The organism is Candidatus Pelagibacter sp. HTCC7211 (genome assembly GCF_000155895.1).
Taxonomy (GTDB): Bacteria; Pseudomonadota; Alphaproteobacteria; order Pelagibacterales; family Pelagibacteraceae; genus Pelagibacter.
Genome location: NZ_DS995298.1, coordinates 1,168,789 through 1,194,346, shown reverse-complemented (window position 1 = coordinate 1,194,346; position 25,558 = coordinate 1,168,789). Strand labels below are relative to the sequence as shown.

Genomic DNA, 25,558 nt, shown 5'->3' with positions numbered 1-25,558 from the left:
ATTCTTATCCTTTTTTAACATCTTTGGAAACTTCTAAAAATTATATATAAAAAAAATAAGAACTATTTATATTCTTTTATATAAAATTCAGTTATGCAAAAATATTCTATTTTTAATTTGGTTAAAAATGCATTCTCTAATCATCAAAATTGGGATTTAGCTTGGAAAGATCCAACTCCAAAAAAAGAGTATGATGTCGTTATTATTGGTGGTGGAGGCCATGGTTTAGCTACAGCGTATTATCTAGCTAAGGAACATAATATCACAAATGTAGCAATTATAGAAAAAGGTTGGATTGGCGGTGGAAATGTAGGAAGAAATACTACCATTATAAGATCAAACTATATGCACGACGATAATGCATTGTTTAGTGAGTTTGGAATGGATCTATGGCGAAAGATGAGTCAGGATTTAAATTACAATGTAATGTTTTCACCAAGAGGAATTATCAATCTTGCACATTCAGATGCTCAAATGAATGTTTATGCAAGAAGAGGTAATTCTATGAGATTAAATGGCATTGATGCAGTTCTACTAAATAGAGAACAGGTGAGAGAAATTATTCCAATGGCAGACTTTTCAGAAAACGTTCGCTTCCCAATCTTTGGTGGATTAATGCAACCAAGCGCAGGAACAGCAAGACACGATGCTGTTGCATGGGGATATGCTCGACAAGCAGATTCAATGGGAGTTGATATTATTCAAAATTGTGAAGTAATTGGTTTTGATGTGTCGGGTGGAAAAATAAATGGAGTTAGAACATCTCGAGGTGATATCAAAGCAAAAAAAATTGGTTTATGTGTTGCTGGTAGCACTAATATTTTAGCTGAAAAATTAAATATGACATTACCAATTGAAACACATCTTTTACAAGCGTGTGTTTCAGAACCAGTAAAACCAGTTTTAGATGGTGTTGTTACATTTGGTGCAGGGCATTTTTATATAAGTCAATCAGATAAAGGTGAAATGGTAATGGGTGGTGATTTGGATGGTTATAATAGTTATGCTCAAAGAGGAAATTTACCGACCTTGCAACATGTACTAACAGAAGGAATTGCGATGATGCCTTTTTTAAGCAAATTAAAAATGCTTAGAACTTGGGGTGGAATTATGGATATGTCAATGGATGGTTCACCAATCATTGATAAAACTCATATTGAAGGATTATATTTAAATTGTGGTTGGTGTTATGGTGGTTTTAAAGCTACTCCAGCATCAGGTTGGACATTTGCACATACTATTGCGCAAGATAGAGTTCATGAATTAAATTCTGGTTATAGCCTTAATCGATTTAATACAGGTCATCTATTGGATGAAAAAGGTCTTGGCACAAAAACTTGGATTTCATAAATGCTTTATATTAAGTGCCCACATTGCGGAATGAGATCACAAAATGAGTTTTCTTATGGAGGTGATGCAAGTGTAAAAAGACCGGATTTAAATAAAGAAATATCAGATCAAGACTGGGATAACTTTGTTTATAATAGAAAAAGCTTGAGAGGAAAACATTGGGAATTATGGCAACATATATCAGGATGCAGACAGTGGATAAAAGTTGAAAGAGATACAGCCACTCATGAAATTTTTAGGACATTAAAAGCTAATGAGGAAATTTCTTTATGACACAAAGCTTTAGATTAAATGATGTTGGTCTTATTAATAGAGACAGGAAACTTTCATTTAAATTTAATAGTGTAACTTATTATGGATATGAAGGAGACACTTTAGCTTCAGCGTTAATAGCTAATGGAGTTCATTTAGTTGGTAGAAGTTTTAAATATCATAGACCAAGAGGATTTTTTGGAGCAGGAGTTGATGAACCTTATGCAATTGTTCAATTATATAGAAATGGTGAGACTGAACCAAATATTAAGGCAACAGAACAAGAGCTTTTTGAAGGTCTTGAAGCTAAAAGTGTAAATTGTTGGCCGAGTGTTAATTTTGACGTTGGGGCAATAAATAATTTTTTAAAAATATTTCTACCAGCAGGATTTTATTACAAAACATTTATGTGGCCCAAAAGCTTTTGGTATAAAGTTTACGAACCGTTTATCAGAAAAGCCGCAGGTTTAGGTGTTGCATCTACAAAACATGACAAGGAAAGATACGAACACAAATATGAATATTGTGACTTATTAATTGCAGGATCAGGACCATCTGGATTAGCAAGTGCTTATGCTGCTGCTAAAAATGGAGCAAGAGTAATTTTAGCAGAAGATAAATCTAGATTTGGAGGAACTTTGCTAACTAGCGATGTAAATATTGGAAATCAAACAGGTAAAGAGTGGGCTGATGGAATTATTTCTGAGTTAAAAGAAATGCCAAATGTAACTGTAAAAAATAGATCACAAGTATTTGGTTATTATGATCATAATATGCTGGTAATGTCAGAGAGAATTAGTGATCACTTACCATCAACAAAAAAATTTCATCCTAAACAAAGGCTTTGGTACATAAGAGCAAAAGAAGTTTTAATCTCCTCAGGTTCAATAGAAAGACCATTAGTATTTGGAAACAATGATACACCGGGTGTTATGCTTTCATCAGCAGCAAAAGAATATCTTAAAGTCTATGGAGTACTTGTTGGAAAAAAACCATTAGTTTTTACTAATAATGACAGTGGTTATGAGACTGCAATTGAATTTAAAAAAAATGGTGTAGATCCAATAATTTTAGATACTAGAAAAGATCCCCATTCAGAAATTATAGATGAAGCAAAAAACTTAGGAATAAATATTAAATTTTCTTATGTTGTAGTTGCAGCACAAGGCTATAAAAAAGTTAAATCTGCTGATATTGCTAAAATTTCAGATGATAAAGAACAGCTTGGCACAATCGAAAATATTAAATGTGACTGCATTTGTGTTTCCGGTTTTTGGACTCCTACTATTCATTTAGCCTCTCAATCAGGAAATAAAACTCAATTTAAAGAAGAAATTGATGCATTTATTCCAGGAGAATCTAAACAAAACGAAAAAACATTAGGTGCTGCTAACGGTATCTATACTTTAGATGAAACATTAAAAAGTTCATTTGAAGCTGGAAATGAGTTGTCAAAAAAAATTACCAATAATGATAATAAAGTATCTTTTCCAAATGTGGTTGAAAAGAAATCAACAGTTCACGATAAATTTTGGTGCGTTCCTTTACCAAAAGGAAAAAATTATAAAAGATTTTTAGATTTTCAAAATGATGTTGCTGTTTCAGATATAGAAATTGCTCTTAGAGAAGGGTATCGATCAATTGAACACGTCAAAAGATACACTACCCTTGGTATGGCAACAGACCAAGGTAAAACAAGTAATCTTAATGGTTTACAATTAGTGTCTAAGATAGAGAATAAAGTTGTTCCAGCAGTTGGACACACAACTTTTAGACCTCCATATACACCCGTTTCTATTGGAGCAATTGTTGGAAGAGAAGTTGGAAAACACACTAAGCCAACCAGAAAGTCACCAATGCACTATTGGCATGAAAAAAATAATGCTGTTTTTGTTGATGCAGGTGTGTGGTTAAGACCTAGATATTATAAACAAGGAAATGAAACTTTATTTGAAGGATCTAAAAGAGAAGCTAAAAATGTAAGAACAAATGTGGGAGTTTGTGATGTAACCACGCTAGGTAAAATAGATATCAAAGGACCAGATGCAGCAGAGTTGCTGAATAGAGTTTATACAAATGCGTGGTTAAAATTGCCAGTAGGTAAGGCAAGATACGGCGTTATGTTAAGAGAGGATGGAATTGTTATGGATGATGGTACGACTACAAGGATTTCAGAAAATCATTACCATATGACAACTACTACTGCTCAAGCAGCAAATGTACTTTCTCACTTAGAATATTATTTACAACTAGTATGGCCAGATTTAAATGTGAATGTAGTTTCAAGCACAGAACAGTGGGCTGGTGCTGCAATTGCTGGACCTAAATCTAGAGATTTATTACAGAATTTATTTCCTAATTCAGATGTATCCAATGAAGGATTACCTTTTATGGGTTACATGGAAGGAGACTTATTTGGAGTAAAAGCTAGAATTTTTAGAATTTCATTTTCTGGTGAACTCGCATATGAAGTGAACGTTGAGTCTGATTATGGAAACTTTATGTGGGAAAAAATTATGGAAATTGGGGAAGAATTTAAAATTCAACCTTATGGAACAGAAGCGTTATCTACATTAAGAATTGAAATGGGACACGTTGCTGGTTCAGAACTTGACGGAAGAACAATACCTTATGATAATTCTCTTGAAGGATTATTAAGCAAAAAGAAAGATTTTATAGGCAAAAGATCTTTAACAAGAGAAGCATTTACAGCAGAAGATAGACAAAAAGTTGTAGGCGTTGTTCCTCTAGATAAAAAAACGAGTATTCCAGAAGGATCTCATTTAGTTAAAGATTCTAAAGCACCACTGCCAAATCCTAAATTAGGTTATATTTCAGCATCATGCTGGAGTGTTGAATATGATAATCCATTTTCACTAGCTATTCTTAAAAATGGAAAAAATATGATTGGGGAAAAACTGTATGTCATGTCTCCACTTAAAAATAAAATAATACCAGTTGAAATAGTGTCTTCGCATTATGTTGATCCAAAAGGGGAGAGAGTAAGATCATGAGCACGATATCAGCTTTAGCAAATGTTCATTCAGTTGGTCAGTTTGGAGACCATGAAAATAAAAATGATAACGAACTTTTACAAATATCGGAGATAAAAGATTTATTAATTGTTCAAATAGTTCAGTATAAAAATTCTTCAATTTCTGTTGAAAGCATTAATGTTGATGGTTTGAATTTTAAAAATGAACCATTAAATGTAACAAATAACAGCGAAACAAGAATTTTATGGAATGGCCCAAAAAATTGGTTTTTAATATCTACTAAAAAAGATTTACTAAAAATAGTTCTAGAGACATTTAAAGACACTGATTTTGCTATAACAGATTTATCCCATTCAAGAGCTATAATTGAATTAGAAGGAGAAGAAGCCATAGAAGTTTTAAAGAAAGGATGTCCTTTTAATTTTAATACTTTAGAAAAAAATAATTCAATAAACTCTACCTATAACGGAATAGCATTTACGGTTGATATGTTAGATGATAAACCTAATAAGTTAAGATTATTTACATTTCGAAGTTTTGGAGAGTCTTTTTATCATTCTATCACAGATGCTTCTTTGGAATTTGGCTATAAATCTTTATAAGTAATAAAATATTTTAATCTCTGGTCGCAATATAAACTCCAATTGTCGTTATTAAAAAACCTAGTAGATCTAAATTAGTTAAATTTTCATTTAAAAATAACCAAGCCATAAAGGCAGATGTGGCTGGAATTAAGAAAAATATAGAAACTGTTTTGCTTGCTGAATTATTTTTAATTAGATACATCAAAATAGTAAAAGCACCAAATGATACCAGAAATATCTGATGGCTCATTGCAATTATAAAAGTTTGTGAAAAATCGATATATGGTTTTGCAAAAAATATCACTACTAATAGATGAAAGGAAAAACCACCTATAGCTTGATACATATTGCTTACTGAAAGAGGTAAGTTATTACTAATCTTTTTTTGCCAAATTGTTGAAGAAGTAATTGCTAATAAAGCTATGATAGTAGCAACTAAACCAGTTATTGGAATCTTTGACCCTATATCCAAACCTAAAACCAAAATTGCTCCTATAAATCCTAATAAAACTCCAACCCATTGTTTCATTGTTACTTTTTCATTTAAAATTGGTCCACTTAATGCGTTGGTAAGGATTGGTTGAAGTGTGACTATCAATGCAGCAATTCCTGTCGGCATTCCTTTTGAAATTGAATAAAAAACTCCACCTAAGTAAAGGCCATGAAAAAGAACTCCACTAAAAAATGACTCAATAAAATTTTTTTTGTTAACTAATAATTTTTGTTTTGTGTAGACTGAAAATAAGAAAAAACCGATTGCTACCATTGAAAATCTAAAAGCTAGAGCTGAAAATGGATCACTATTATCAATTATTGGCTTAGTAGTAATAAATGCTGATGACCACAACAATATAAATATGAATGGAAAAATTCTAACCATTTTAAAATTAAATAAATCTTATCAAATTAATCTAAGATATTTAAGGTAATTAATTTTTCTTGTTTGGTTTCTTTACACCACATTTCATAACTTTCACAAACTCTCCATAGATGATCAAAAGCTCTTTGTGAAATTTCTAATGGGAAGTGACTTTTTGTGTAATATAATTTTGGTATTTTCATTAAAAATTTAACCATAGAATCTTTTTGTAATTCTAAAAGTTTAATTGTTTCATCGTTAATTTTTTTTTTAGTAATTTTGTCAATAAAATTATTCTCTTTTAATTCTGCAAACCATTGATCATGATATTCACCAGAGCTAATGAAATCAAAATCTTTTGTAGTCATAAATATTTCAAAAGCTTGAATATTATTAATTTGAGAATTTTGTTTTTTAATATCTACAATTTTTAAATATATCATTTCTGCAACTCTTAGAACGTATGGTTTATCAGTATTTTTTTGCATAAATTATCTACTATGTTTATGCATCGCAGAATTTGCAAGGATCAAATTTGGATCTAAAAAGATTTTAGAAGATTTTACATTTTCAAAAGATTTAAATGCAAAAATTGCAATTGGAAGTTCAGTGCATCCTAATATTATCTTTTTACATTTCATCTTTAAAAGAGAATTTATTGCTGGTTTTATAGCTTTTGCTGCAGCTTTTACGTTCCCCATCTTAACAAGTTTAATTGCTTTATTTACTGATTTTTTTTGAAGTGTTTGTGAAGGTTGGACTAAATCATAATTTTTATTAAAAAAATTATGGTACACACCAGTATTTAAAGTTCCTTCAGTTGCCAATAGCCCAATTTTAGAATTTTTTTTACAATTCTGTTTTGTGAATTTGAAAACCTCTTTAGGCATATTAATAATTGAGATATTTACTTTTTTTTGCAAATCATCAAACCAATAATGTGCTGTGTTACAAGGTATAACAATAAATTTACATTTATTTTTTTCTAAAAGTTTACATCCACGAAGTAAACTTTTTAAAACTTTATTGTATTTAATTTTACTGACTTTGTTTGTAGATTTATTTGATAAACTTCTAGTTTGAATGCCAATAGACTCTGGTCTTCCTGGAATGTTTGATTTATTGTAAAGCAGAAATAATGGGTATTCTTGATCTATCTTTCCTCTATTTAAAATCGCTAGTTTATTGCAAAAATCAAGACCTGCTTGAGTACCCATTCCACCTAAAATTCCGATCATATCTATTTTGTAATTTATTATTAGATTGGTTTATTTATACCTCTCATAAAAACTATAAGTAGGCAACCATTTTTAGTAAACGAATTATGAGTAGATCCAGGTTCAAAAGTTACAAAATCACCTTTCTTAAAAATTTTACCGTCAGCATCCTCTAATTCTCCATCTATCATATAAAATTCCTCAAATCCTTGATGCTGATGTGGCAAACTTCTTGCACCAGGTTCCATTTTTAAAATGTAAGTTCCAAATCCACCATTTTTTTTATCATAACTAATTTTATGCCAACTCATACCTTTGACTGGTTCACCGTAATTATCAAATGGTTTAAAATCTAAGTTATTTAAATTATTTATAAATCTTTTGCTCATATTAATAATACACATTGTACTATTAATAATTGTAATTGGGAATTGTGTTAAAATTATTTTTATGTATTGGCTGAAATAAATATCTAATTTAATAGATAATAATTTTATATTTCAGCCAATAGGAAGTGTGAAATTATGCAGTTTTTAAGTTAACTGCTGAAGGACCTTTTGGACCATCTTCAACATCGAAAGTCAAAGCTTGACCCTCATCTAAACCGTTCATACCAGCATCTCTTACTGCTGAAACATGTACAAACACATCTTTTTCTTTATCTTCTCTTTCAATAAAACCAAAACCTTTGGTTGGATTGAACCATTTTACTTTTCCTTGTAGACTCATATTTATCTTCTTACTTTTCGTTGTATTAATTTATTACTTAAAATTAAGTAATTCTGGCTTTGTTTAGATTTTCTAGGGTTTTGTCAACATATTATTAGATAAATAAACTTAATTTTATGAAATGTTGTTAATTAACTTAGTTAAATAAACAGAATTTATATCTTCTTTGTAGTGAGCAAAGGGTTTACAAGGTTCGAATCCACATTGTTTAAATAGTTTTCTAGCAGGTATAAAAAAATCTCCAGCCCCAGTTTCTATACTTAATCTTGATATGTTTAATTTTTCTGCTTCAGTTATTAAATGATTAATTACGTTAATACCGTTACCTTTTTTTCTAAAATCGTCATGTATTCTTATGGATTTAAATTCACCGTGCCCTTTATCTAAAAATTTTAAGGCCCCACATCCCATTAATTTTTGATTTTCCCATAAACTCCAAAATTTGATAGAAGGAACTTTTAAACCAGGAATGTCTAAAACATGAGCACTACCCTCTGGTGATGCAGCTCTTAGTTCAATAAAGTGTTTAATTAAGAGTTCATTAACTTCAGGATGTTCAAAATTTCCCTCAATAGATTTTAACATTTAAATTAACGTAGTTAGATGTCCCATTTTTCTTTTGTCTTTTATCTCTTTTTTTAGATAATCAAAGAAAAATTCATTATCATTCAATTTTGATATTTTTCTGTACTTTGAAATTTCATCTCCAATAAGATTTATCATTTTAGCGTTAGAAATCTTTTTTAATGGAATTTGTTCCAGTCCACATACTGCTCTTACATGATTTTCAAATTGGCTAATATTATAAGCATTAATTGTTAAATGACCTGAGTTATGAACTCTTGGCGCAATTTCGTTAACATAAAGATTATCATTTCTGTCGATAAAAAATTCTACACATAATGTGCCTACATATTTTAGCTCCTCAGAAATTGTCATAGCCCAATCTTTTGATTGCTCAAAAATTTTATTATCAATATCAGCAGGTATTTTTGAGTTTCTTAAAATTTGATCTTGATGAGTATTTTCAATAGGTTCATAAATCTCATATTTTTGATTTTCAAATCTGGTTATTATTATTGAAATTTCTTTTTTTAATTTTACTAATTTCTCAAGAATATATCCTTTAGAAAAATCTATATTAAGTGAATTTAGCTCATCAATAGAATGAATAGGATGTTGACCTTTTCCATCATATCCAAGTGTAGTAGTTTTTAAAATTCCAGGTAAAAAATCTTCAAGAGAATCTAAATCAGATTTTTTTTCAATAGAGACGTACCTAGTTGTTCTTATATTTAATTTGTTGATAAAATCTTTTTCAGCTAACCTGTGTTGAATAAGTCTATTAACAGCAGGTTTTGGTAAAACTGGTTTTAATTTATTAATTTCATTTAGAGTTTCATAGGGAATATTTTCAAATTCAAAAGTAACTATGTCTACAAGTTTTACAAATTCAGCGATTTTTTCTTTGTCATCATAATTTCCACAAATAAAATTATTACAAAAGTTTTGAGCTGGTGCGTCAACATCATCACAAAAAATTATAGTTGTAATATTTAATTTTTTAGCAGCTATGGCCATCATACTTCCAAGTTGACCACCACCAATTATTCCAAGTGTAATATCGGACATTTTTATTTAGGTTTTTTTTTTACAGATTTTGTTTGAGCTGCTCTCCAATTATTTAATTTATTTTTTATTGATTGATTATTATTTCCAATAATTGAAGCTGCAAGTAACGCAGCATTTATTGCGCCATCTTCACCGATGGCAAGTGTACCAACTGGGATACCTTTAGGCATTTGAACTATAGATAATAAGCTATCTAAACCTTTTAATTTTTTACTTTCAATTGGTACTCCTAGAACTGGTAAAGATGTTAATGCAGATATCATTCCTGGTAAATGAGCAGAACCACCTGCTCCAGCTATAATTACACCAATATTATTTCTTTTAGTTGCTAGAGCATAATCGTACATTCTTTTTGGAGTTCTGTGCGCTGATATGATTTTAATCTCAAAAGGTACACCTATTTTTTTTAGTGTTTTTTCTGCAAGATGCATAATTTTATAGTCAGACTGACTACCCATTACTATTGAAACTTTTAATGATTTATTTTTTTTCATGAAATTTTACCAAAATCTTTATTTCAAAATAAACTCAAAATTTCAATAAAATTAATAGTATTTAAAAACATATTGATTAGAATTGGTACTTTATGAATTTTAAAATAGATAATCTACAATATTGTAATTGGTCTAGAGAGATCTTTGAATTCAATAGAGAGGCAAATCTAGACGCAGTTCACGTAACTATTGTTTATCATGAAGATTTTGATGAGTTAGTAGGTGAAACTAAAAAATGGGAAAAACTCTTTTCAGAAAACTCAGATTTAATTTTTTTAGGCAATGATTTTAAAGATATCGAAAAAGCAAACGTTGAAAAAAAAACAGCAATTTTTTTTGGGTTTCAAAATTGTTCACCCATTGAAGATGATATTAGTTTAGTAGAAAAAGTACATTCGTTGGGATGTAGATTTATGCAACTGACTTATAATAATCAGTCATTACTCGCAACTGGCTGTTATGAAAAAATAGATAGTGGTGTAACTAATTTTGGTCGTGAAGTTATTAAAGAAATGAATAGAGTTGGCATTGTTATTGATATGTCTCATTCAGCAGAGAAAAGTACATTTGATGCAATAGAATTAAGTGAAAAACCAATAGCTATTACTCATGCTAATCCATCTTTTTGGCACGCTGCAAAAAGAAATAAATCTAATGAACTGTTAAAAACATTAAGTGAAAGTGGAGGTATGCTAGGTTTGTCTTTATATCCACATCATTTAAAAAATAATACTAATTGCACAATTGAGAGTTTTTGCGAGATGGTTGCAAGAACAGCAGAAATTATGGAAATAAAAAATATTGGTATTGGATCAGACCTTTGTTTAAATCAAGCCGATACAGTTGTTGAATGGATGAGAAATGGCACTTGGTCTAAAAGCAAAAATTATGGAGAAGGATCTAAAAACAAACCTGGTTTTCCAAAACAACCAGAATGGTTTGAGGATGCTAGAGGATTTAAAAATATTGAAAATGGTCTTAAAAAAGCAGGGTTTTCAGACAGTGAGACACAAGGAATACTTGGAAATAATTGGTACAATTTTTATAAATCAATTTGATTATGAAAGTTGAATTAAGAGACCCAAACACAATAATGAAATTATCTAGATTAGGATCATTTCACCAATCAAAACTATCTTTTTTAAGAAGTTTTTTAAGTGAATTCAAAGATTGGGATTATAATAGAGATTTATTTAACTTAGATAAAGATGGTTATGGAGAGGCAATATATTCATTTAAAAAAAAAGATAGAGTTTATTCATTAGTTTGTTTTGCCAATAAGATTGAAGATGAAGAAAGATCCGATAGAGTAATAGCTACTAAGTGGGATGCTGCTTTTACACTTTATGACGGTGTACCCAGTAAAGATGATATTAAAAGATTAAAAAACGAGGTCCCTAAACAAGAAATAGGTAGACTTACATTTAAAGAGTTAACTTTATCAAGAGCAAATAAGTCTATTAGAGTTTTTAATCATGTTGTGAAAAATTTAAGTGAGGGTAAACAACCTGATTTAGATTTATTGTCAAAAGTTGGTTATTTATACAGAACTACAGCAGTTTATGGATCTGGAAAATTTGGTCTAGCAGATAGATTTCGGATTAAAAATAGAGAGGAAATTAACGGTCCTTTTAGATTAGAAATGATGTTAGTTTATTTAGTAAGACAATTTACGTTTGATCAGGTAAACCATGTTGCTCATAATATAAATCCCAAAACAGCAGTAAAACTAGATAATCAAATTTGTAAAAATTTAGGTATTGGAAACTCTACTGGTCTTGGTATGGCTCCTTTTATAGTTAATCACCCAACATTGTTAAATAATTGGATTTTAAGTAGAGAAATAGCATTAAAAAAGATTAGAGAAATTGAAATTGTTAAAAATCAAGACAGTCAACTTTTTAAAGATTGTTTAAAAAAATCATTAAAAAATATTACTAGCTGGAATACAGACAGTGAATATCAACAGAATAAAATTAGATTATTATTAAGAGATGTTAAAAAATTGATCAATCATGTTGAAAATGATTTTGATTTTCAGTCTGAGTTTCCATTTAATCAGATATATTTGTGGTTAGAGCAGAATTCATGCGAGGAATGTATAGAATACGTAGTCTCTATAATGATGGAGCCTTATAACGATATTACCGAGCCTTTAGTTAGCAATATGAGCTCTGAAGAAGAAAAGTATTTTAATATTCCAACCAATCGAACAACGCAAGAATTAATGGAAATTATTAAAACTAGATATCCAAATATTTTGGATATAAATTTTGATCAAAAAGAAAATAATCAAAATTTCTGGTTTATATCAAAAAACAAAGAAGAGCCTAGGATGGCTGACAGGTTTGAAGAACATGGATCTGAATTAGAACAACCTCTAGCTATAGCAAGGGATATAAAAAAACTTTATGAGCAATTACTTTCTTTAAAAAATGACACAACAATTGCTCAATTTTTATCATCGAACTCAGATTTAAGACATGTTGTTAGAAGAGCTTTTATAATTGAAAAATTTCCATATTCTGAGATTCAAGACAATACAATTGGTAAAAGTATTGTCCCTATTGATATGCTTAGACTTAAATTATCTTTTTTTGGTGCGTTAAAATTTGACCCTAGATCAGATAAATGGCTAAGAATTTGTATGTTCCAAGGTGCGCCACTACCAAATGAATTAAAAAACTATGACGAGCAATGGGTTTATAAAGCTAACAATTAATAATGAGATCTTTAAGTGAAATTGAAACTGCAGTTAAAAGAGCTAGTAGGGCAGTAGGTTTTTCTTGGGGAGTTTCTGAGGAAGTTGGAAAGTCTATAAGATTATTAGAGTTATTTGGATTAGCAGGAATAAAAAATTTAAATCAGTATTACAAAGAAAGAGAAATAAAAAAATTTGAAAATTTAAATTCAATCAGTGAGAAAAATATTGCTCAAGAAGCTTTCTGTCCAATTACACTTGGTGTTAGTTTTTTAGATCAAATTAAAGCAATAGAGAATTTTGACACGATACACTTTAAAAAGATTGCGTATCCAATAATTTTTTTGTCATTTTTAAGCAGAGCATCTGAAGTAAGTGGAAAAAAAATATATGTTAAATTTGATCAAAATGAAATTTTACTTAACTTAAATGTAAATATTTTTTCGAATGGATTTAATAAGGACTTCAGTAAACATTCAAATAATTTAGAGGTAAAACTTTTAGATAACAAAGACAACTTTACAGACTCAGATTGGAATAGTTTATACAAATTAGCTGAAAATACATTTGTAGAAGAAAGTGATAGTCTTAAACAGAGTGGAGCAGGAGCTGGCCTTACAGATAATGACTGATGAATCAGACAAAAGCAATAATTCTGAAATTATCAAAGAACTAGATAATGTTTGTGAAGAATGCAAAAAAGAAGATGAAAGTGTGTCTCAAAATTTAATTTTAACTAGTTATAAGCTTTGTTCGTCTTGTAGGGTATCTAAGACTATTTTTCCAATCTAGCTAATCTGGCTAACAGGCAACATATTCATTCTGCTCATTACAAAAGAAATTGATAAGAATGCTATAATTAAAAACGATAAAAAAACTATACCAAAAGATTTTATGTTAGATTTTAAGCCCAATACTTGCTTTGTAGAAATAATTAATCCTGCAAAAATCCAAAATTGTGTCAGAAAAATAATCGGTATCATCATATTGGGTGTTACTGCGAAAAATCTAAGTAAACCAGGTGCATGAGCAAACCCAACTGCTGTTAAAACTTTTTTAAAAGGAACCTTTGCTTTTTTGTCTGGAAAAAGTTTAACACCAATCACATAAATAAAGATTGCCCAAACTAACCAAGTTAAAATTGATGTAAGTCCAGACATAGCAACTGCTGTTTTAATTACTGTGTTAGCAGCAACAGCACCCGCGATCCCATCTAAAATCATTATTATCCCAGCAAAATAAATAGAAGCTTCACCAAAATTTTTATTATCTGAATATAAAGATTTATCTAATTTTATAGATTTAAAAACTATACTTAAAAATTCGGCAAACATTATTTTTTATTCTTTTGTGCTTTATATGAAACTAATAATGGGAATACTATTAAAGCAATCGCAATGATAATGCAAATTACTATCAAAAAACCCTTTGTCATTGAAGAAATGGGGGAGCTTTAATTTGCTCCCCCAAAATAAATTTAGCCTTTTACAACTTCTCTAGTATTTGCGTTGAAAGACTCTTTAAATGGAATATCTACTACAACTGCATCAACAGGAGTTCCTGGTGTGTCAGAGTATTTTTCAGGCAGGTGAACTTTAAATTTAGTTCCAACCTTACCTTTTGGAAAACCATTTGCATTTAATGTTCCATCAAACGGCACATATCCCATTGCTATGTTTTGTTTTTTTTCTGGGTGATACCAAGGAGAAGTTATAAATCCAACAGGATCTCCACCACTCTCTGGTGATACTAGCCAAAAATCAGGAGCGTACTCTTCAATAGGTTTTCCACCTAATTCAAGTCCAACTAATTGAAGCTTATAAGGTTTTTTGCCATCTTTAAGTTCAGCACCCATTTTTTCTAATGCAGCTTTACCGACATAGTCACCTTTTTTAGACCATTCACCTTTTCCAGATAAAGAAACTTGATAACCTAAGTTACACTGAAAAGGATTGTGTTGTTGATCCATATCTTGACCCCATGAAAGAATTCCAGCTTGAATTCTTCTATGGTGAGCAGGAGCAATAACCATTAGGCTATGTTTTTTACCTGCTTCAAGAACAGCATTCCACATATCCTCAGCGTATAAAGTCGAGTCTCTTAGATAAATTTCATATCCAGCTTCTCCAGAGAAACCAGATTGAGAAATTATACAACTTCTTCCACCAACTTTTACTTCCGCTAAGCCGTAGAAAGGCATATTATCAAAATCAACTTGATCTCCACAAAGGTCTTTCATTAAAGCTTTTGATTTTGGTCCTTGTATCTGCACAGGACTGACATCAATTTCCTCAATTGTACAATCAAATCTTCCATCAGCATTTACACCTTGAAGGTACATACCAATATCAGAGTCTGATAATGAAAACCAAAATTCATCTTCAGCAATTCTAAGTAGGATTGGATCATTTAATACTCCTCCATAAGCATTACACAAAATCACATATCTTGCTCTCATCGGAGAAATTTTTGTTGCATCTCTCGTTATTACATAGTCTGTAAATTTTTCTGCATCCGGACCTTTAACTCTTATTTGTCTTTCAACAGCAACGTTCCACATAGTAACGTGATTTACAATTGCATCATACTCAACCATTGCTCCACCATCTTCTGGTTTTACATATCCTCTTGGGTGATAAATACGATTGTAAACAGTTGCTCTCCAACAACCTGCCTGCATTGATAAATGCCAATAAGGTGATTTTCTTACCCTTGTTGAGATAAGCATTTCAACTTTAGTTGGCCCACTTTGTCTTAAATTATATGGTACTGCACGATCTGATTGATCAACTGAAGTAACATGTTTTAGTTTAGTATAGTCAAATTCATTAGACATAACTATTCTCCTTCAACCACTTGTTTGTTTCCTTCAAGCCGCCGAATGTATAAATGTGGAAGTTATCAGTATGCGATTTAACTTTCCCAATTAAATCATTAGGGTCTTTAGGTTTCAATAAATCTAACGCCTTACTAAAATTAGATTTAAGAAAATTTAAGGAATTTTTTGCTCCAACAATATTAGCAAACTTTATTAAGCTTGATATTTTTAGAGGTCCAGTAATTCCAACATGTACTGGTACGCTTTGTTTAGAAATAAAATCTATGATAGGCTGAGGGTCTAATAACCACTGAGTTACTATATAATCAGCATAAGGCTTTTTATCCATCATAGCTTTGTCTAAATCGGTATCGGATATGTCAGGACTTCCCTCGGGATGCCCAGCAATTCCTATTTTCATATTTTCAAAATAACCTGTTTCTAAAAGTTGAAATGAACTATCAAATTTTCCCATTGGTTCTCTACCACCACCAATTATTAATGCTTGTTTTACTCCACCGTCTTTACATCTTGAAACGTAATCTTTTAGCTCAGAATCGTTTTCAATTGATCTTGCGGGAAAATGAGGCACAGGATTAAAACCTTTTTTTACAAGTTCAATAGATTGATCTGAAGTCTCTTTATAGTCTCCACCAGGTAGCATTGTGACGTAAACATCCTTAACCGGAGGTAACGTTTCAAGGTCAGTTTTAGGACCAATTTCTAGTGAAAAATTCATTTTTTTCTCGATCATTATCTTATTTGAAAATGCTGTCAAAGAAATTCAGCTACCTTAAAGAACCACTTGTAGATAGAATTTTATTTTGATTTTGCCCATTTTATGGTACGATTTTTTATGTTTTGGATTGGTCCAGAATTTGTATATGGATTTTCATACAGCTTGAATTGTCAACCTGTATTTCAACAAATAATCATCAGAGAATCGTAAGAAAAACCCAATTTTCTAAATTTAAGTAAAACTAAATTAAATAGAAAAGGAGGTTAATGAAGTCACAAAATTTAGATGTATTATCAAGAATTGTCGATCTAGATAAAATCGAAGCTACAAAAAAATCAATTAATGAAGCAAATGGTCTTCCTAATGAATGTTATTTAAGTGATGAATATTTTAAAATAGAAAGAGAGAAAGTTTTTTTCAATAACTGGATAGTTGTGGGTGTTTCCAGTTCAGTACCCGAAGTGGGCGATGCAAAACCATTTAATTTAATGGGAATTCCACTGTTAATTTTACGGGATAAAAATAATAAGATTAGAGTATTTCATAATGTTTGCAGTCATAGAGGCATGATACTTGTAAAAGAAGAATGCAAAATAAAGAACACTATAAGATGCCCATATCATTCATGGTCATATAATTTTAATGGTGAATTAATAGCCACACCTCACGTTGGCGGAATGAATATACATGAGACAGAAGGTTTTATTAAATCAAAAAGCAATCTTAAAGAAATTTCAACACATGTATGGATGGATTTAATATTCATTAATGTCAATAAAAACAAAAAAGATTTTGAGCAAAGTATCGATCCTTTAGAAAAACAATGGTCAAAGTTTATATCAAGAGAGGATCAAAAGTTAATAAGACATGCTAGAGATTTTGGTTATTTTAATATGGAAGTAAAAAGTAATTGGAAATTAGCAATTGAAAATTATTGTGAAAGCTATCACTTACCCTGGGTTCATCCAGAATTAAATAGAGTTTCAAATTTAAAAGACCATTATCATATAGAAGATCTTGCAGAAACTTTTTCAGGACAAGGCAGTAATAAATATAGTCAACAGTTTGATGGTAATAAAAAACTTTCAATATTTCCAAATTGGCCCAATGATCTTTATCAAAATTCAGAATATGTTTCTCTATTTCCAAATGTTATGCTTGGAATACATGTTGATCATTTTTATGCATTTTGGTTAGAACCATTGTCAAATAACAATACAAGAGAACATTTTGAAATGTATTACGTTGGAGATGAAAGTGCTTCAAGTGATGAATATAAAGAAATAAGAAAAAAAAATTTTGCATTTTGGCAAGAAGTTATGAGTGAAGATGTTGCTGCAATAGAAGGAATGCAAAAGGGTCGAAGTTCCCCTGCTTATAATGGAGGAAATTTTTCCCCAGTAATGGATACTCCTACTTTGATGTTTCATAAGTGGGTTGCAACTAACTTAACTAAATGAGAGGATAAATTATGAAAAAAGATCTTATTACTAGATTAAATGAAGGCCCAATAATGTGTGCTGAAGGGTATCTTTTTGCAATGGAAAGAAGGGGATATCTGTCAGCAGGACCTTTTGTTCCAGAAGTTGTTTTAGAACATCCGGAGGTAGTAACTCAATTACATAGAGAATTTATTAGGGCTGGCTCAGATGTTGTTCAAGCTTTTACATATTATGGGCATAGAGAAAAACTTCGAATAATAGGTAAAGAGCATTTGTTAGAACCAATGCAAAAGAATGCTCTTAAAATTGCAAAAGATGCAGCTGCTGAATTTAAAGATCTAGATCTGATGGTTTGTGGAGATGTAGCAAATACAAATGTATTTGATCCTAATGATGCGAATACTCATAAACAATGTCAACAAATGTATGAGGAACAAGTTGCTTGGGCTAAAGAAGCTGGAGTAGATTTTGTTATTGCTGAAACAATTAATTGGTCTGACGAAATGAAGATTGCATTAAAAGCTATAAAAGATGCTGGACTTATTGCGGTTTGTAATTTTGCAATACCTAGAGGAGATAAAACTAGAGAAGGTCACAGCGCTGAAGATGCTTGCAAGATGATGGAAGATCTAGGTGCTGATTTGGTTGGTTTGAATTGTTATAGAGGACCAGAGATGACAATGAAATTATTAAAAAAAGTTAGAGATAAAGTTTCATGTCATGTGGCAGGACTTCCTGTTCCTTACAGAACAACTGAAGAGGAACCTGGCTTTTTAAATATTTCTGATCATGGCTGCGATCTTATTCCAGGAGGCAATGCTTTCCCTGTTGCTTTAGACAATTTATTTTGCAATCGATACGAGATGGCAGAGTTTGCTAAAGATTGTGTTGAAAGTAAAATAAATTTTATTGGTATATGTTGTGGAGCAGAAGCCCATCACGTCAGGGAGATGTCAGTTGCAATTGGAAAGAAACCAATTTCAATGAAATATATGCCTGATATGAGCAAACATTTTCATCACGGAACAGATAAGTCTTTGAAAAAAGTAAATAAAGAGATCAAATATTAATATGGAAAAAAATGCCAAGGTAGTTGTTATAGGAGGTGGAGTAGTTGGATGTTCAATCCTCTATCATCTTTCTAAGTTCGGGTTAAAAGATTGTATTCTTCTTGAAAGAAATGAACTGACTTCAGGATCATCTTGGCATGCTGCTGGAAATGTACATGTAATTTCTTCTGATCCAAATATCTCTCGCATGATGGCTTATACAATAGGCCTGTATAAAGAAATAGAAAAAGAGTCTGGTCATTCTGTAGGCTTTAAACCCAGTGGTGGGTTTTATTTAGCATCAAACGAAGTGTGGGCTGATTATTTAAAGAGAGAAAGATCAAAAGCAAGATACATGGGACTTGATCAAGAGTTCATTTCTCTAGAGGAAGTAAAAAAGAAAAACCCTTTAATTGATCCATCTAGATATTTATTGGCGTTGTGGGATCCTATTGATGGTGAAGTTGATCCATCGGGAGTTACTTATGCTTTTGCTAAAGCTGCAAAAGTTCATGGGGGAAAGTATTATACCCACACAGTTGTTAAAGACACAAAACAAAAAGAAGATGGATCTTGGGACGTAATCACAGATAAAGGGAATATTAAGGCTGATATTGTTGTTAATGCAGGAGGACTTTGGGCAAGAGAAGTTGGTCAATTAGCAGGATTAAATCTCCCAGTACAACCGATGGAACATCACTATTTAATCACTGAGTCCATTCCAGAAATAGAAGCAATGGGGGATCTAAGATTACCGATAGGAACAGATTTTGAGGGAAATATTTATTTTAGACAAGAAGGAAAAGGAATGTTGCTTGGAACTTATGAGCCGAAATCAACTCCATGGAAAGTTGAAGGAACCCCAATGAACTTTGGACATGAGTTACTTCAGCCAAAATTAGATAATATTGAAGATAGACTAGCGATAGGTTTTGAAAGAATGCCAGCGTTAGAACGTGCTGGAATTAAAAATATAGTTAATGGTCCTTTTACTTTTGGTCCTGATGGAAGTCCTTTAATTGGTCCAGTTCCAGGAATGAAAAATTATTGGGTAGCAGTTGGCGTTATGGCAGGATTTTGCCAAGGTGGAGGAGTAGGAAAATGTATTGCTGAGTGGATAATTGATGGTGAACCTTCAATTGATGTTTGGGCGATGGATGTTGCAAGATTTGGAGATTATGCATCACCTCAATATGGAACAGTAAAATCTTCAGAAAATTATGAACGAAGATTTATTATGACTTTTCCAAACGAAACACTTCCAAAAGGAAGAAAACAAAAAACAACCGCACTTTACGACCGTTTTGTAAATCAAGGAGCAGTGATGGGTGATAGCTTTGGATTAGAAAATGTTTTGTGGTTTGCAAACAATAAAGAAGATGCTCATGAAGAACCCACTATTAAAAGATCAAGATCACATGATTATGTTTCAAAAGAAGTAATTAATGTTAGAGAAAATGTTGGGCTAATTGAAGTTGCTAACTTTTCGAAACATGAATTTAAAGGTCCTGATGCCAGAAAATTTTTAGATCATATTATGGCTGGAAGATTACCAAAGCCTGGAAGAATTTCATTATCTCCAATGTTATCATATAGAGGAAAATTGTGTGGAGATTTAACTGTAGCTTGTTTAGATGAAAATGAATTTATGGTTTTTGGGTCAGGAGCTGCACAAGAAATACATAGACGTTGGTTTGAAAGTCATTTAGGAAAATTTAATTTAAATTATAAAAATAGATCTGATGAGTATCATGGGTTGTCAATTGCAGGACCTAATTCAAGAAAAGTATTAGAAAAAATCGTTAGAGATGATGTTTCAAATGAAAAGTTTAAATTTAGAGACTCTAGAAGAATGTTCGTTGGTAGCGTACCAGCTATAATAAATAGAATTTCATTTACAGGTGAGCTTGGCTATGAAATTTATGTAGCACCACACTATCAATTAAAACTTTATGAAGAGTTAATGGAAGCAGGAAAAGAATTTGATATTAAACCTTTTGGTGGAAGGGCATTAATGTCTATGAGATTAGAGAAAAATTGGGGAGCTTGGACGTTAGATTATAGACCAGATTTTACTGCAAAAGAAACTGGATTAGATATGTTTATAAATTGGAAAAAAGAATTTATTGGTAAAGAAAGCGCACAAAAAGAAAGCTCCTCAAGCAAACTTACACCTTTAATTGTTGAAACAAATGACATTGATGTAACGAACAATGAAGCTGTAATGAATGGAGATCAAAGCATTGGCTATGTAACTTCTGGAGGTTTTGCACATTTTGTGAACAAGAGTGTGGCATTTACATTTATCGATCAAAATAAAATTAAGTCTGAAAATAAAATTCAAGTAGAGATAAATGGAAATCTATTTAATTGTTCAGTAATTAAAGAACCACTTTACGATCCAAGTGGTCAAAAAATGAGAAACTAAATAATTTAATGTATAGACCTTTACCAAATCAATTAACAATTAGAAATTCAGCAATTGAAGGTTTAGGTTTATTTTCAGAGATAAAGATTAACAAAGACTCTTTTATAGGTGTTACACACGTTAAACATGAAACATTTCCTAACAGTTACATTAGAACGCCCTTAGGTGGTTTTTATAATCACTCAGAAAATCCCAATATAATTAAAATGGGAATGGATATATTTCCAGGATACGAATTTGGCAAAACTCTAGATTTAAATTCTCTATCAACAATTAGCAAAAAAAATGAAAAAAATTTCAAGTATTTATTCCTTGTTTCACTAAAGGATATTGATCCAGGTCAGGAATTAGTTGCACAATATACTTTTTATCAATTTTGAAATATTATTTATCAATCTTATGAAATTTAGTAGAAAAATAAATCCAGAATACAAATTATATACAAACTTCCTTACAAAAAAAAGAATAAGAGAGGATGAGATTAACTTTGAAAAATTAAGAAGTTATCGACTTGAGAGAGTTAAAAAAGAATTGATTAAAAATAATTTAGAAGCATGTATTTTATTTGACCCAGTCAATGTTCGGTATGCATTAGACACTGTAAATATGAGTGTTTTTAATATGCATAATCTTTCTAGGTATTGTTTTGTACCAGTGGAAGGACCAACAATTCTTTATGAGTATTTTAACTGTGAAAAATTGTCTGAGCACTTAAATTTAATTGAAGAAATTAGACCAGCAATAACCTGGGATTATTTTGCTCATGGAGATCAAGCCAATTCACAATTAAAAAAATGGATTTCAGAAGTTAATGAATTATCACAAAAATATTTTAAATCAAAAAAAATTGCAATCGATGTTTTAAATGGACCAGCAGTTACAGAATTAAATAAAAGTGGAATAGAAGTAATAGATGCAAAATCAATATTAGAACAGGCAAGAGTTATTAAATCACCAGAAGAGTTAAAATGTATGAAGGCAGCTATTGAAGTTGCAGAAATCGGTGTAACTAAAATGAGAAAAGAACTCAAAGCAGGTATTACTGAGGATGAACTATGGTCGATACTTCACAAAACAAATATAGAAAATGGCGGTGAATGGATTGAGTGTAGAATTTTATCATCAGGGGAGAGAACAAATCCTTGGATGCAAGAAAGTAGTAATAAGATAATACAACAGGGAGAAATTGTTTCATTTGATACTGATATGGTAGGACCTTATGGATATTGTGCTGATATATCGAGAACATTTGTATGCGGAAATATTTTTAATGATAATCAAAAAAATCTTTATTCAATGGCAGTTAATCAAATTAACCATAATTCAAGTTTAATAAAAGATGGTACGACTTTTAAAGAGTTTATAGAAAAATCTTGGAAACTTCCTAAAGAATATTATGGCAATAGATATTCTGTGATGGTTCACGGAATAGGTTTGTGCGATGAGTGGCCATCAATAAGATATCCAACAGATGGTGGAGACAAAGGCGGTATATTTCAAAAAAACATGACTATTACTGTTGAAAGCTATATTGGAAAAGTTGGTGGTAAAGAGGGCGTAAAACTTGAGCAACAATATTTAGTGGGTCAAAATGGACTTGAACTAATGTCCCATCATCCGTTAGAAGATATTTAATGAAAATAATTTTAATAATGGGTTTGCCTGGTTCAGGAAAAACAACTTTGGCAGGAGAATTAGCACCAATGTTAAATGCTAAGAGATTGAATGCTGATGAAGTTAGAAAAGAGGCAAATGATTGGGATTTTTCTGAAGAAGGAAGAAAGCGGCAAGCTAAAAGAATGTCAGATTTTGCTCTAAAATTAAAAGAACAAGGATTTGATGTTGTAGCAGATTTTATATGTCCAACACCAGAAGCGAGAAGTTTGTTTCCTGCTGATTATGTTATATGGGTAGATACTATTAAAGAAGGAAGATTTGATGATACTAACAAAATGTTTATCAAACCAGATAAGTTTGACTTTCATGTTACTACACAAGATGCTAAAAATTGGGCACCAAAAATATTTGAAGATATTAATTTAAAATAAGGGGTAAAATCATGTCATACCAATGGGATAATAAAAAACCAACAGCTCAAATGTTAGGAAGGTGGCAACCATTTCATGATGGCCATTACACATTGTTTAAAGAAATTATAAAAAAAACTGGTCAAGTGTGTATTCAAATTAGAGACGTTCAAGGAGTGGATGATAATCCATTTGATTTTGAAACTGTAAAAAAAAATATTGAAGATAGGTTAAATCCAGAATTTGAAGGACAATTTAAAATTATGATGGTTCCGAATATTACTAATATTTGTTACGGTAGAGGAGTTGGTTATAAAATTGAAGAAATTGAACTATCAAAAGAAATTCAAGAAATCTCAGCTACAAAAATTAGAGCAAAAATGAGAGAAGAAGGCAAACTAAAATAAAGCAATGAACGATAGACTTAAAACTATTGTTGATTTAGAAAAATATCCTATTCATGATTTAAATTCTCCAATTATTAAAAGATTAATTGAGAAGTGTAAAAAAGAACTAGACCAAGATAGCTGTTCTACCATACCAAATTTTATTTTACCTAAATCTTTAGAGACAATGAATTTAGAATTAGAAAAGCAGCTTGATGAAGTTTATATGTCTAAGGAAAAAATCAATGCATACTTATATGCTAAAGATGATCCATCTTTACCTAAAGAACATCCTAAGAGAAATTTTATGGAAAGATATAATGGATATCTAAATTCTGACTGTTTTCAAAAAAATTCAGAAATGAAATACCTTTATGAAACTGAAGAGCTTTTGAAATTTGTTTCTGCTTGCCTAGGTGTTTCTCCAATATACAGATGGGCCGACCCATTGGCTTGCCATGCATATAATGTAATGAAACCTGAAGGAATTCTTCCATGGCATTTTGATAGCTGCGAATTTACTTTAAGTTTAATGATCCAGAAACCTGAAAATGGTGGGATTTTTGAATATTGTGCAAACATAAGAGAACCAGGGAATGAAAATTTTGAAGAGGTTAAAAAAGTTTTAAATGGAGATAGGACGAAAGTTAAACAATTAAAGTTAGAACCTGGTGATTTACAAATATTTAAAGGAAGATTTACACTTCATAGAGTAACCAAAGTTGAAGGTAAAAAATCAAGATATATGTGTATACCAGCTTATGTATTGGATCCATGGAGAGTTAATACACCTGAGCATTCTAAAGCAATATATGGCAAAGTTTTACCAATTCATATAGAAAGAAATCAAGCAAGATCCGATGGGTTAACTGATTAAATGACAAGCAATATTAAAATAAAAAAAATCGACAAAGATATATCATCAATAATTATTGATGAGCCTCAAACCTATAATTCATTATCATTTAAAAATCTTTCAGATTTATTAAAGAGTTTAAAAAAATTAGATGCTGATAAAAATGTTAAAGTTATAATTTTAGAAGGTGCCGGCAAAGGTTTTAGCGCAGGTCACAATTTAAAAGAAGTAAGAGGATTAAAAAAAAAAGAAAAATATCAAAAACTATTTAATCTTTGCTCAAAAGTAATGCTTCAAATTGTTGAAGGAAGGAAACCCGTTATTGCTAAAGTGCATGGAGCAGCTTTTGCTGCAGGATGTCAGTTAGTTGCGAGTTGCGATCTAGCTTATAGTACTAAAGAAGCTTTATTTGCTACCCCTGGAGTAAATATTGGTTTATTTTGCAGCACACCTATGGTTGCTGTAAGTAGAAAAATTAATAGAAAACCTATGATGAAAATGTTGCTAACGGGTGAGCCTATTAAAGCAAGTTATGCAAAAGAAATAAGTCTTATTAATGATTGTTTTGCTGCATCAAAATTAAATTCTGAAGTTTTAAAAGTTGCAAAACTTATTGCGTCAAAATCAAATCTAACGATTAAAATTGGAAAACAAGCTTTTTATAAACAATTAGAGATGCCTTTAGCAAAAGCTTACGCATATACAAGCAAAATGATGACAATTAATATGATGGCAATGGATGCAAAAGAAGGAATTTCAGCTTTCTTGGAAAAAAGAAAACCAAAGTGGAAAAATAAATAGTGTTAAATAAAAAAAATTTCTTTATTATAATTTTTATAATTGCAGGCATGTTTTTTATTTTAAGTTTTAATGATCATAATTTTAAAAGAGCTGTAGACGCATGTCTTGCAGGTAGTCAAAAATTATCTGAATCAAAAATTACAGATTTAAAAGAAGCAAAAAAGTTTTGTGAGGAACAAATAAAAAAGAATAAATAAT

The 25,558-nt window shown here is 30.8% G+C and carries 29 protein-coding genes; 18 read left to right on the top strand and 11 right to left on the bottom strand.

Features of this window, described 5'->3' with window-relative positions:
* The first annotated feature begins 93 nt into the window (after positions 1 to 93).
* From PB7211_RS06455 to PB7211_RS06440, 4 genes are read left to right on the top strand one after another with little or no spacing between them, the layout of a single operon-like run.
* On the top strand, positions 94 to 1,350 hold the full coding sequence (locus PB7211_RS06455) for a sarcosine oxidase subunit beta family protein (protein WP_008546121.1): 1,257 nt from the start codon (positions 94 to 96) through the stop codon (positions 1,348 to 1,350).
* Positions 1,351 to 1,623, top strand: a complete 273-nt coding sequence (locus PB7211_RS06450) for a sarcosine oxidase subunit delta (RefSeq protein ID WP_029454419.1) — start codon at positions 1,351 to 1,353, stop codon at positions 1,621 to 1,623.
* The gene (locus PB7211_RS06445) at positions 1,620 to 4,616 is read left to right on the top strand and encodes a sarcosine oxidase subunit alpha family protein (RefSeq protein ID WP_008545676.1); all 2,997 of its coding nucleotides are present in this window, start codon (positions 1,620 to 1,622) and stop codon (positions 4,614 to 4,616) included. The genes PB7211_RS06450 and PB7211_RS06445 overlap by 4 nt, the downstream gene beginning before the upstream one ends.
* Positions 4,613 to 5,200, top strand: coding sequence for a sarcosine oxidase (locus PB7211_RS06440; protein ID WP_008545273.1), 588 nt, complete (start codon positions 4,613 to 4,615; stop codon positions 5,198 to 5,200). The genes PB7211_RS06445 and PB7211_RS06440 overlap by 4 nt, the downstream gene beginning before the upstream one ends.
* Before the next feature lie 13 nt (positions 5,201 to 5,213).
* On the opposite strand, the gene PB7211_RS06435 is transcribed toward PB7211_RS06440, so the two are convergent.
* The 8 genes from PB7211_RS06435 to purE form a co-directional block, all read right to left on the bottom strand.
* Complete coding sequence (locus PB7211_RS06435) at positions 5,214 to 6,062, bottom strand: DMT family transporter (RefSeq protein ID WP_008545308.1); 849 nt, start codon at positions 6,060 to 6,062, stop codon at positions 5,214 to 5,216.
* Positions 6,063 to 6,088: 26 nt separating this feature from the next.
* Positions 6,089 to 6,529 (bottom strand): hypothetical protein, encoded by a 441-nt coding sequence (locus PB7211_RS06430; protein ID WP_008545507.1) that lies wholly within the window; start codon positions 6,527 to 6,529, stop codon positions 6,089 to 6,091.
* Positions 6,530 to 6,532: 3 nt separating this feature from the next.
* Positions 6,533 to 7,279 carry an aspartate/glutamate racemase family protein gene (locus tag PB7211_RS06425; protein WP_008545796.1) on the bottom strand — a complete coding sequence of 249 codons (747 nt, stop codon included), beginning with the start codon at positions 7,277 to 7,279 and terminating at the stop codon, positions 6,533 to 6,535.
* A 20-nt stretch (positions 7,280 to 7,299) separates the two neighbouring features.
* Entirely contained in the window at positions 7,300 to 7,647 is a 348-nt protein-coding gene (locus PB7211_RS06420; RefSeq protein WP_008545208.1) for a cupin domain-containing protein, read from the bottom strand.
* Between the two features lie 133 nt (positions 7,648 to 7,780).
* The gene (locus PB7211_RS06415) at positions 7,781 to 7,987 is read right to left on the bottom strand and encodes a cold-shock protein (RefSeq protein ID WP_008545539.1); all 207 of its coding nucleotides are present in this window, start codon (positions 7,985 to 7,987) and stop codon (positions 7,781 to 7,783) included.
* A 114-nt stretch (positions 7,988 to 8,101) separates the two neighbouring features.
* Positions 8,102 to 8,572 carry a GNAT family N-acetyltransferase gene (locus PB7211_RS06410; protein WP_029455411.1) on the bottom strand — a complete coding sequence of 157 codons (471 nt, stop codon included), beginning with the start codon at positions 8,570 to 8,572 and terminating at the stop codon, positions 8,102 to 8,104.
* Positions 8,573 to 9,619, bottom strand: coding sequence for a 5-(carboxyamino)imidazole ribonucleotide synthase (locus tag PB7211_RS06405; protein WP_008544336.1), 1,047 nt, complete (start codon positions 9,617 to 9,619; stop codon positions 8,573 to 8,575).
* 2 nt (positions 9,620 to 9,621) lie between these two features.
* Positions 9,622 to 10,113 carry a 5-(carboxyamino)imidazole ribonucleotide mutase gene (purE, locus tag PB7211_RS06400; RefSeq protein ID WP_008544649.1) on the bottom strand — a complete coding sequence of 164 codons (492 nt, stop codon included), beginning with the start codon at positions 10,111 to 10,113 and terminating at the stop codon, positions 9,622 to 9,624.
* 92 nt (positions 10,114 to 10,205) lie between these two features.
* Here purE and PB7211_RS06395 point away from each other — a divergent pair, with 92 nt between their 5' ends.
* Genes PB7211_RS06395 through PB7211_RS07995 form a run of 4 tightly spaced genes read left to right on the top strand, consistent with a single transcriptional unit; the run spans position 10,206 to position 13,606 of the window.
* Entirely contained in the window at positions 10,206 to 11,171 is a 966-nt protein-coding gene (locus tag PB7211_RS06395; RefSeq protein WP_008544308.1) for a membrane dipeptidase, read from the top strand.
* A 2-nt stretch (positions 11,172 to 11,173) separates the two neighbouring features.
* A complete protein-coding gene (locus PB7211_RS06390; protein WP_008544277.1) occupies positions 11,174 to 12,835 on the top strand; it encodes a hypothetical protein in 1,662 nt (553 codons plus the stop codon).
* 2 nt (positions 12,836 to 12,837) lie between these two features.
* Positions 12,838 to 13,446, top strand: coding sequence for a DUF3726 domain-containing protein (locus tag PB7211_RS06385; protein WP_034399150.1), 609 nt, complete (start codon positions 12,838 to 12,840; stop codon positions 13,444 to 13,446).
* Positions 13,439 to 13,606 (top strand): hypothetical protein, encoded by a 168-nt coding sequence (locus PB7211_RS07995; RefSeq protein ID WP_196242560.1) that lies wholly within the window; start codon positions 13,439 to 13,441, stop codon positions 13,604 to 13,606. The genes PB7211_RS06385 and PB7211_RS07995 overlap by 8 nt, the downstream gene beginning before the upstream one ends.
* On the opposite strand, the gene PB7211_RS06380 is transcribed toward PB7211_RS07995, so the two are convergent.
* From PB7211_RS06380 to PB7211_RS06370, 3 genes are all read right to left on the bottom strand, one after another.
* On the bottom strand, positions 13,603 to 14,148 hold the full coding sequence (locus tag PB7211_RS06380) for a hypothetical protein (RefSeq protein WP_008545780.1): 546 nt from the start codon (positions 14,146 to 14,148) through the stop codon (positions 13,603 to 13,605). The genes PB7211_RS07995 and PB7211_RS06380 overlap by 4 nt on opposite strands.
* Positions 14,149 to 14,291: 143 nt before the next feature.
* The gene (locus PB7211_RS06375) at positions 14,292 to 15,650 is read right to left on the bottom strand and encodes a glycine cleavage T C-terminal barrel domain-containing protein (protein WP_008546087.1); all 1,359 of its coding nucleotides are present in this window, start codon (positions 15,648 to 15,650) and stop codon (positions 14,292 to 14,294) included.
* Positions 15,643 to 16,386, bottom strand: a complete 744-nt coding sequence (locus PB7211_RS06370) for a methylenetetrahydrofolate reductase (protein ID WP_232208845.1) — start codon at positions 16,384 to 16,386, stop codon at positions 15,643 to 15,645. The genes PB7211_RS06375 and PB7211_RS06370 overlap by 8 nt, the downstream gene beginning before the upstream one ends.
* A gap of 251 nt (positions 16,387 to 16,637) precedes the next feature.
* Between PB7211_RS06370 and PB7211_RS06365 the strand changes: the two genes are divergently transcribed.
* The 10 genes from PB7211_RS06365 to PB7211_RS06320 are packed head-to-tail and all read left to right on the top strand — an operon-like array spanning position 16,638 to position 25,557.
* On the top strand, positions 16,638 to 17,831 hold the full coding sequence (locus PB7211_RS06365; RefSeq protein ID WP_008545147.1) for an aromatic ring-hydroxylating oxygenase subunit alpha: 1,194 nt from the start codon (positions 16,638 to 16,640) through the stop codon (positions 17,829 to 17,831).
* 11 nt (positions 17,832 to 17,842) lie between these two features.
* A complete protein-coding gene (locus PB7211_RS06360; RefSeq protein WP_008545912.1) occupies positions 17,843 to 18,883 on the top strand; it encodes a homocysteine S-methyltransferase family protein in 1,041 nt (346 codons plus the stop codon).
* A 1-nt stretch (position 18,884) separates the two neighbouring features.
* Positions 18,885 to 21,290, top strand: a complete 2,406-nt coding sequence (locus PB7211_RS06355; RefSeq protein WP_008544664.1) for a GcvT family protein — start codon at positions 18,885 to 18,887, stop codon at positions 21,288 to 21,290.
* An 8-nt stretch (positions 21,291 to 21,298) separates the two neighbouring features.
* The gene (locus tag PB7211_RS06350; protein ID WP_008544342.1) at positions 21,299 to 21,670 is read left to right on the top strand and encodes a hypothetical protein; all 372 of its coding nucleotides are present in this window, start codon (positions 21,299 to 21,301) and stop codon (positions 21,668 to 21,670) included.
* A gap of 19 nt (positions 21,671 to 21,689) precedes the next feature.
* Positions 21,690 to 22,925 (top strand): M24 family metallopeptidase, encoded by a 1,236-nt coding sequence (locus PB7211_RS06345; RefSeq protein ID WP_008545600.1) that lies wholly within the window; start codon positions 21,690 to 21,692, stop codon positions 22,923 to 22,925.
* A complete protein-coding gene (locus PB7211_RS06340; RefSeq protein ID WP_008544705.1) occupies positions 22,925 to 23,338 on the top strand; it encodes an AAA family ATPase in 414 nt (137 codons plus the stop codon). The genes PB7211_RS06345 and PB7211_RS06340 overlap by 1 nt, the downstream gene beginning before the upstream one ends.
* Before the next feature lie 11 nt (positions 23,339 to 23,349).
* Entirely contained in the window at positions 23,350 to 23,724 is a 375-nt protein-coding gene (locus tag PB7211_RS06335) for a cytidyltransferase (protein WP_008544605.1), read from the top strand.
* Between the two features lie 4 nt (positions 23,725 to 23,728).
* Positions 23,729 to 24,580 carry a HalD/BesD family halogenase gene (locus PB7211_RS06330; protein ID WP_008546108.1) on the top strand — a complete coding sequence of 284 codons (852 nt, stop codon included), beginning with the start codon at positions 23,729 to 23,731 and terminating at the stop codon, positions 24,578 to 24,580.
* The gene (locus PB7211_RS06325; protein WP_029455395.1) at positions 24,581 to 25,360 is read left to right on the top strand and encodes an enoyl-CoA hydratase; all 780 of its coding nucleotides are present in this window, start codon (positions 24,581 to 24,583) and stop codon (positions 25,358 to 25,360) included.
* Entirely contained in the window at positions 25,360 to 25,557 is a 198-nt protein-coding gene (locus PB7211_RS06320; protein WP_008544575.1) for a hypothetical protein, read from the top strand. Before PB7211_RS06325 ends, PB7211_RS06320 begins: the two co-directional genes overlap by 1 nt.
* Position 25,558: the final 1 nt, after the last annotated feature.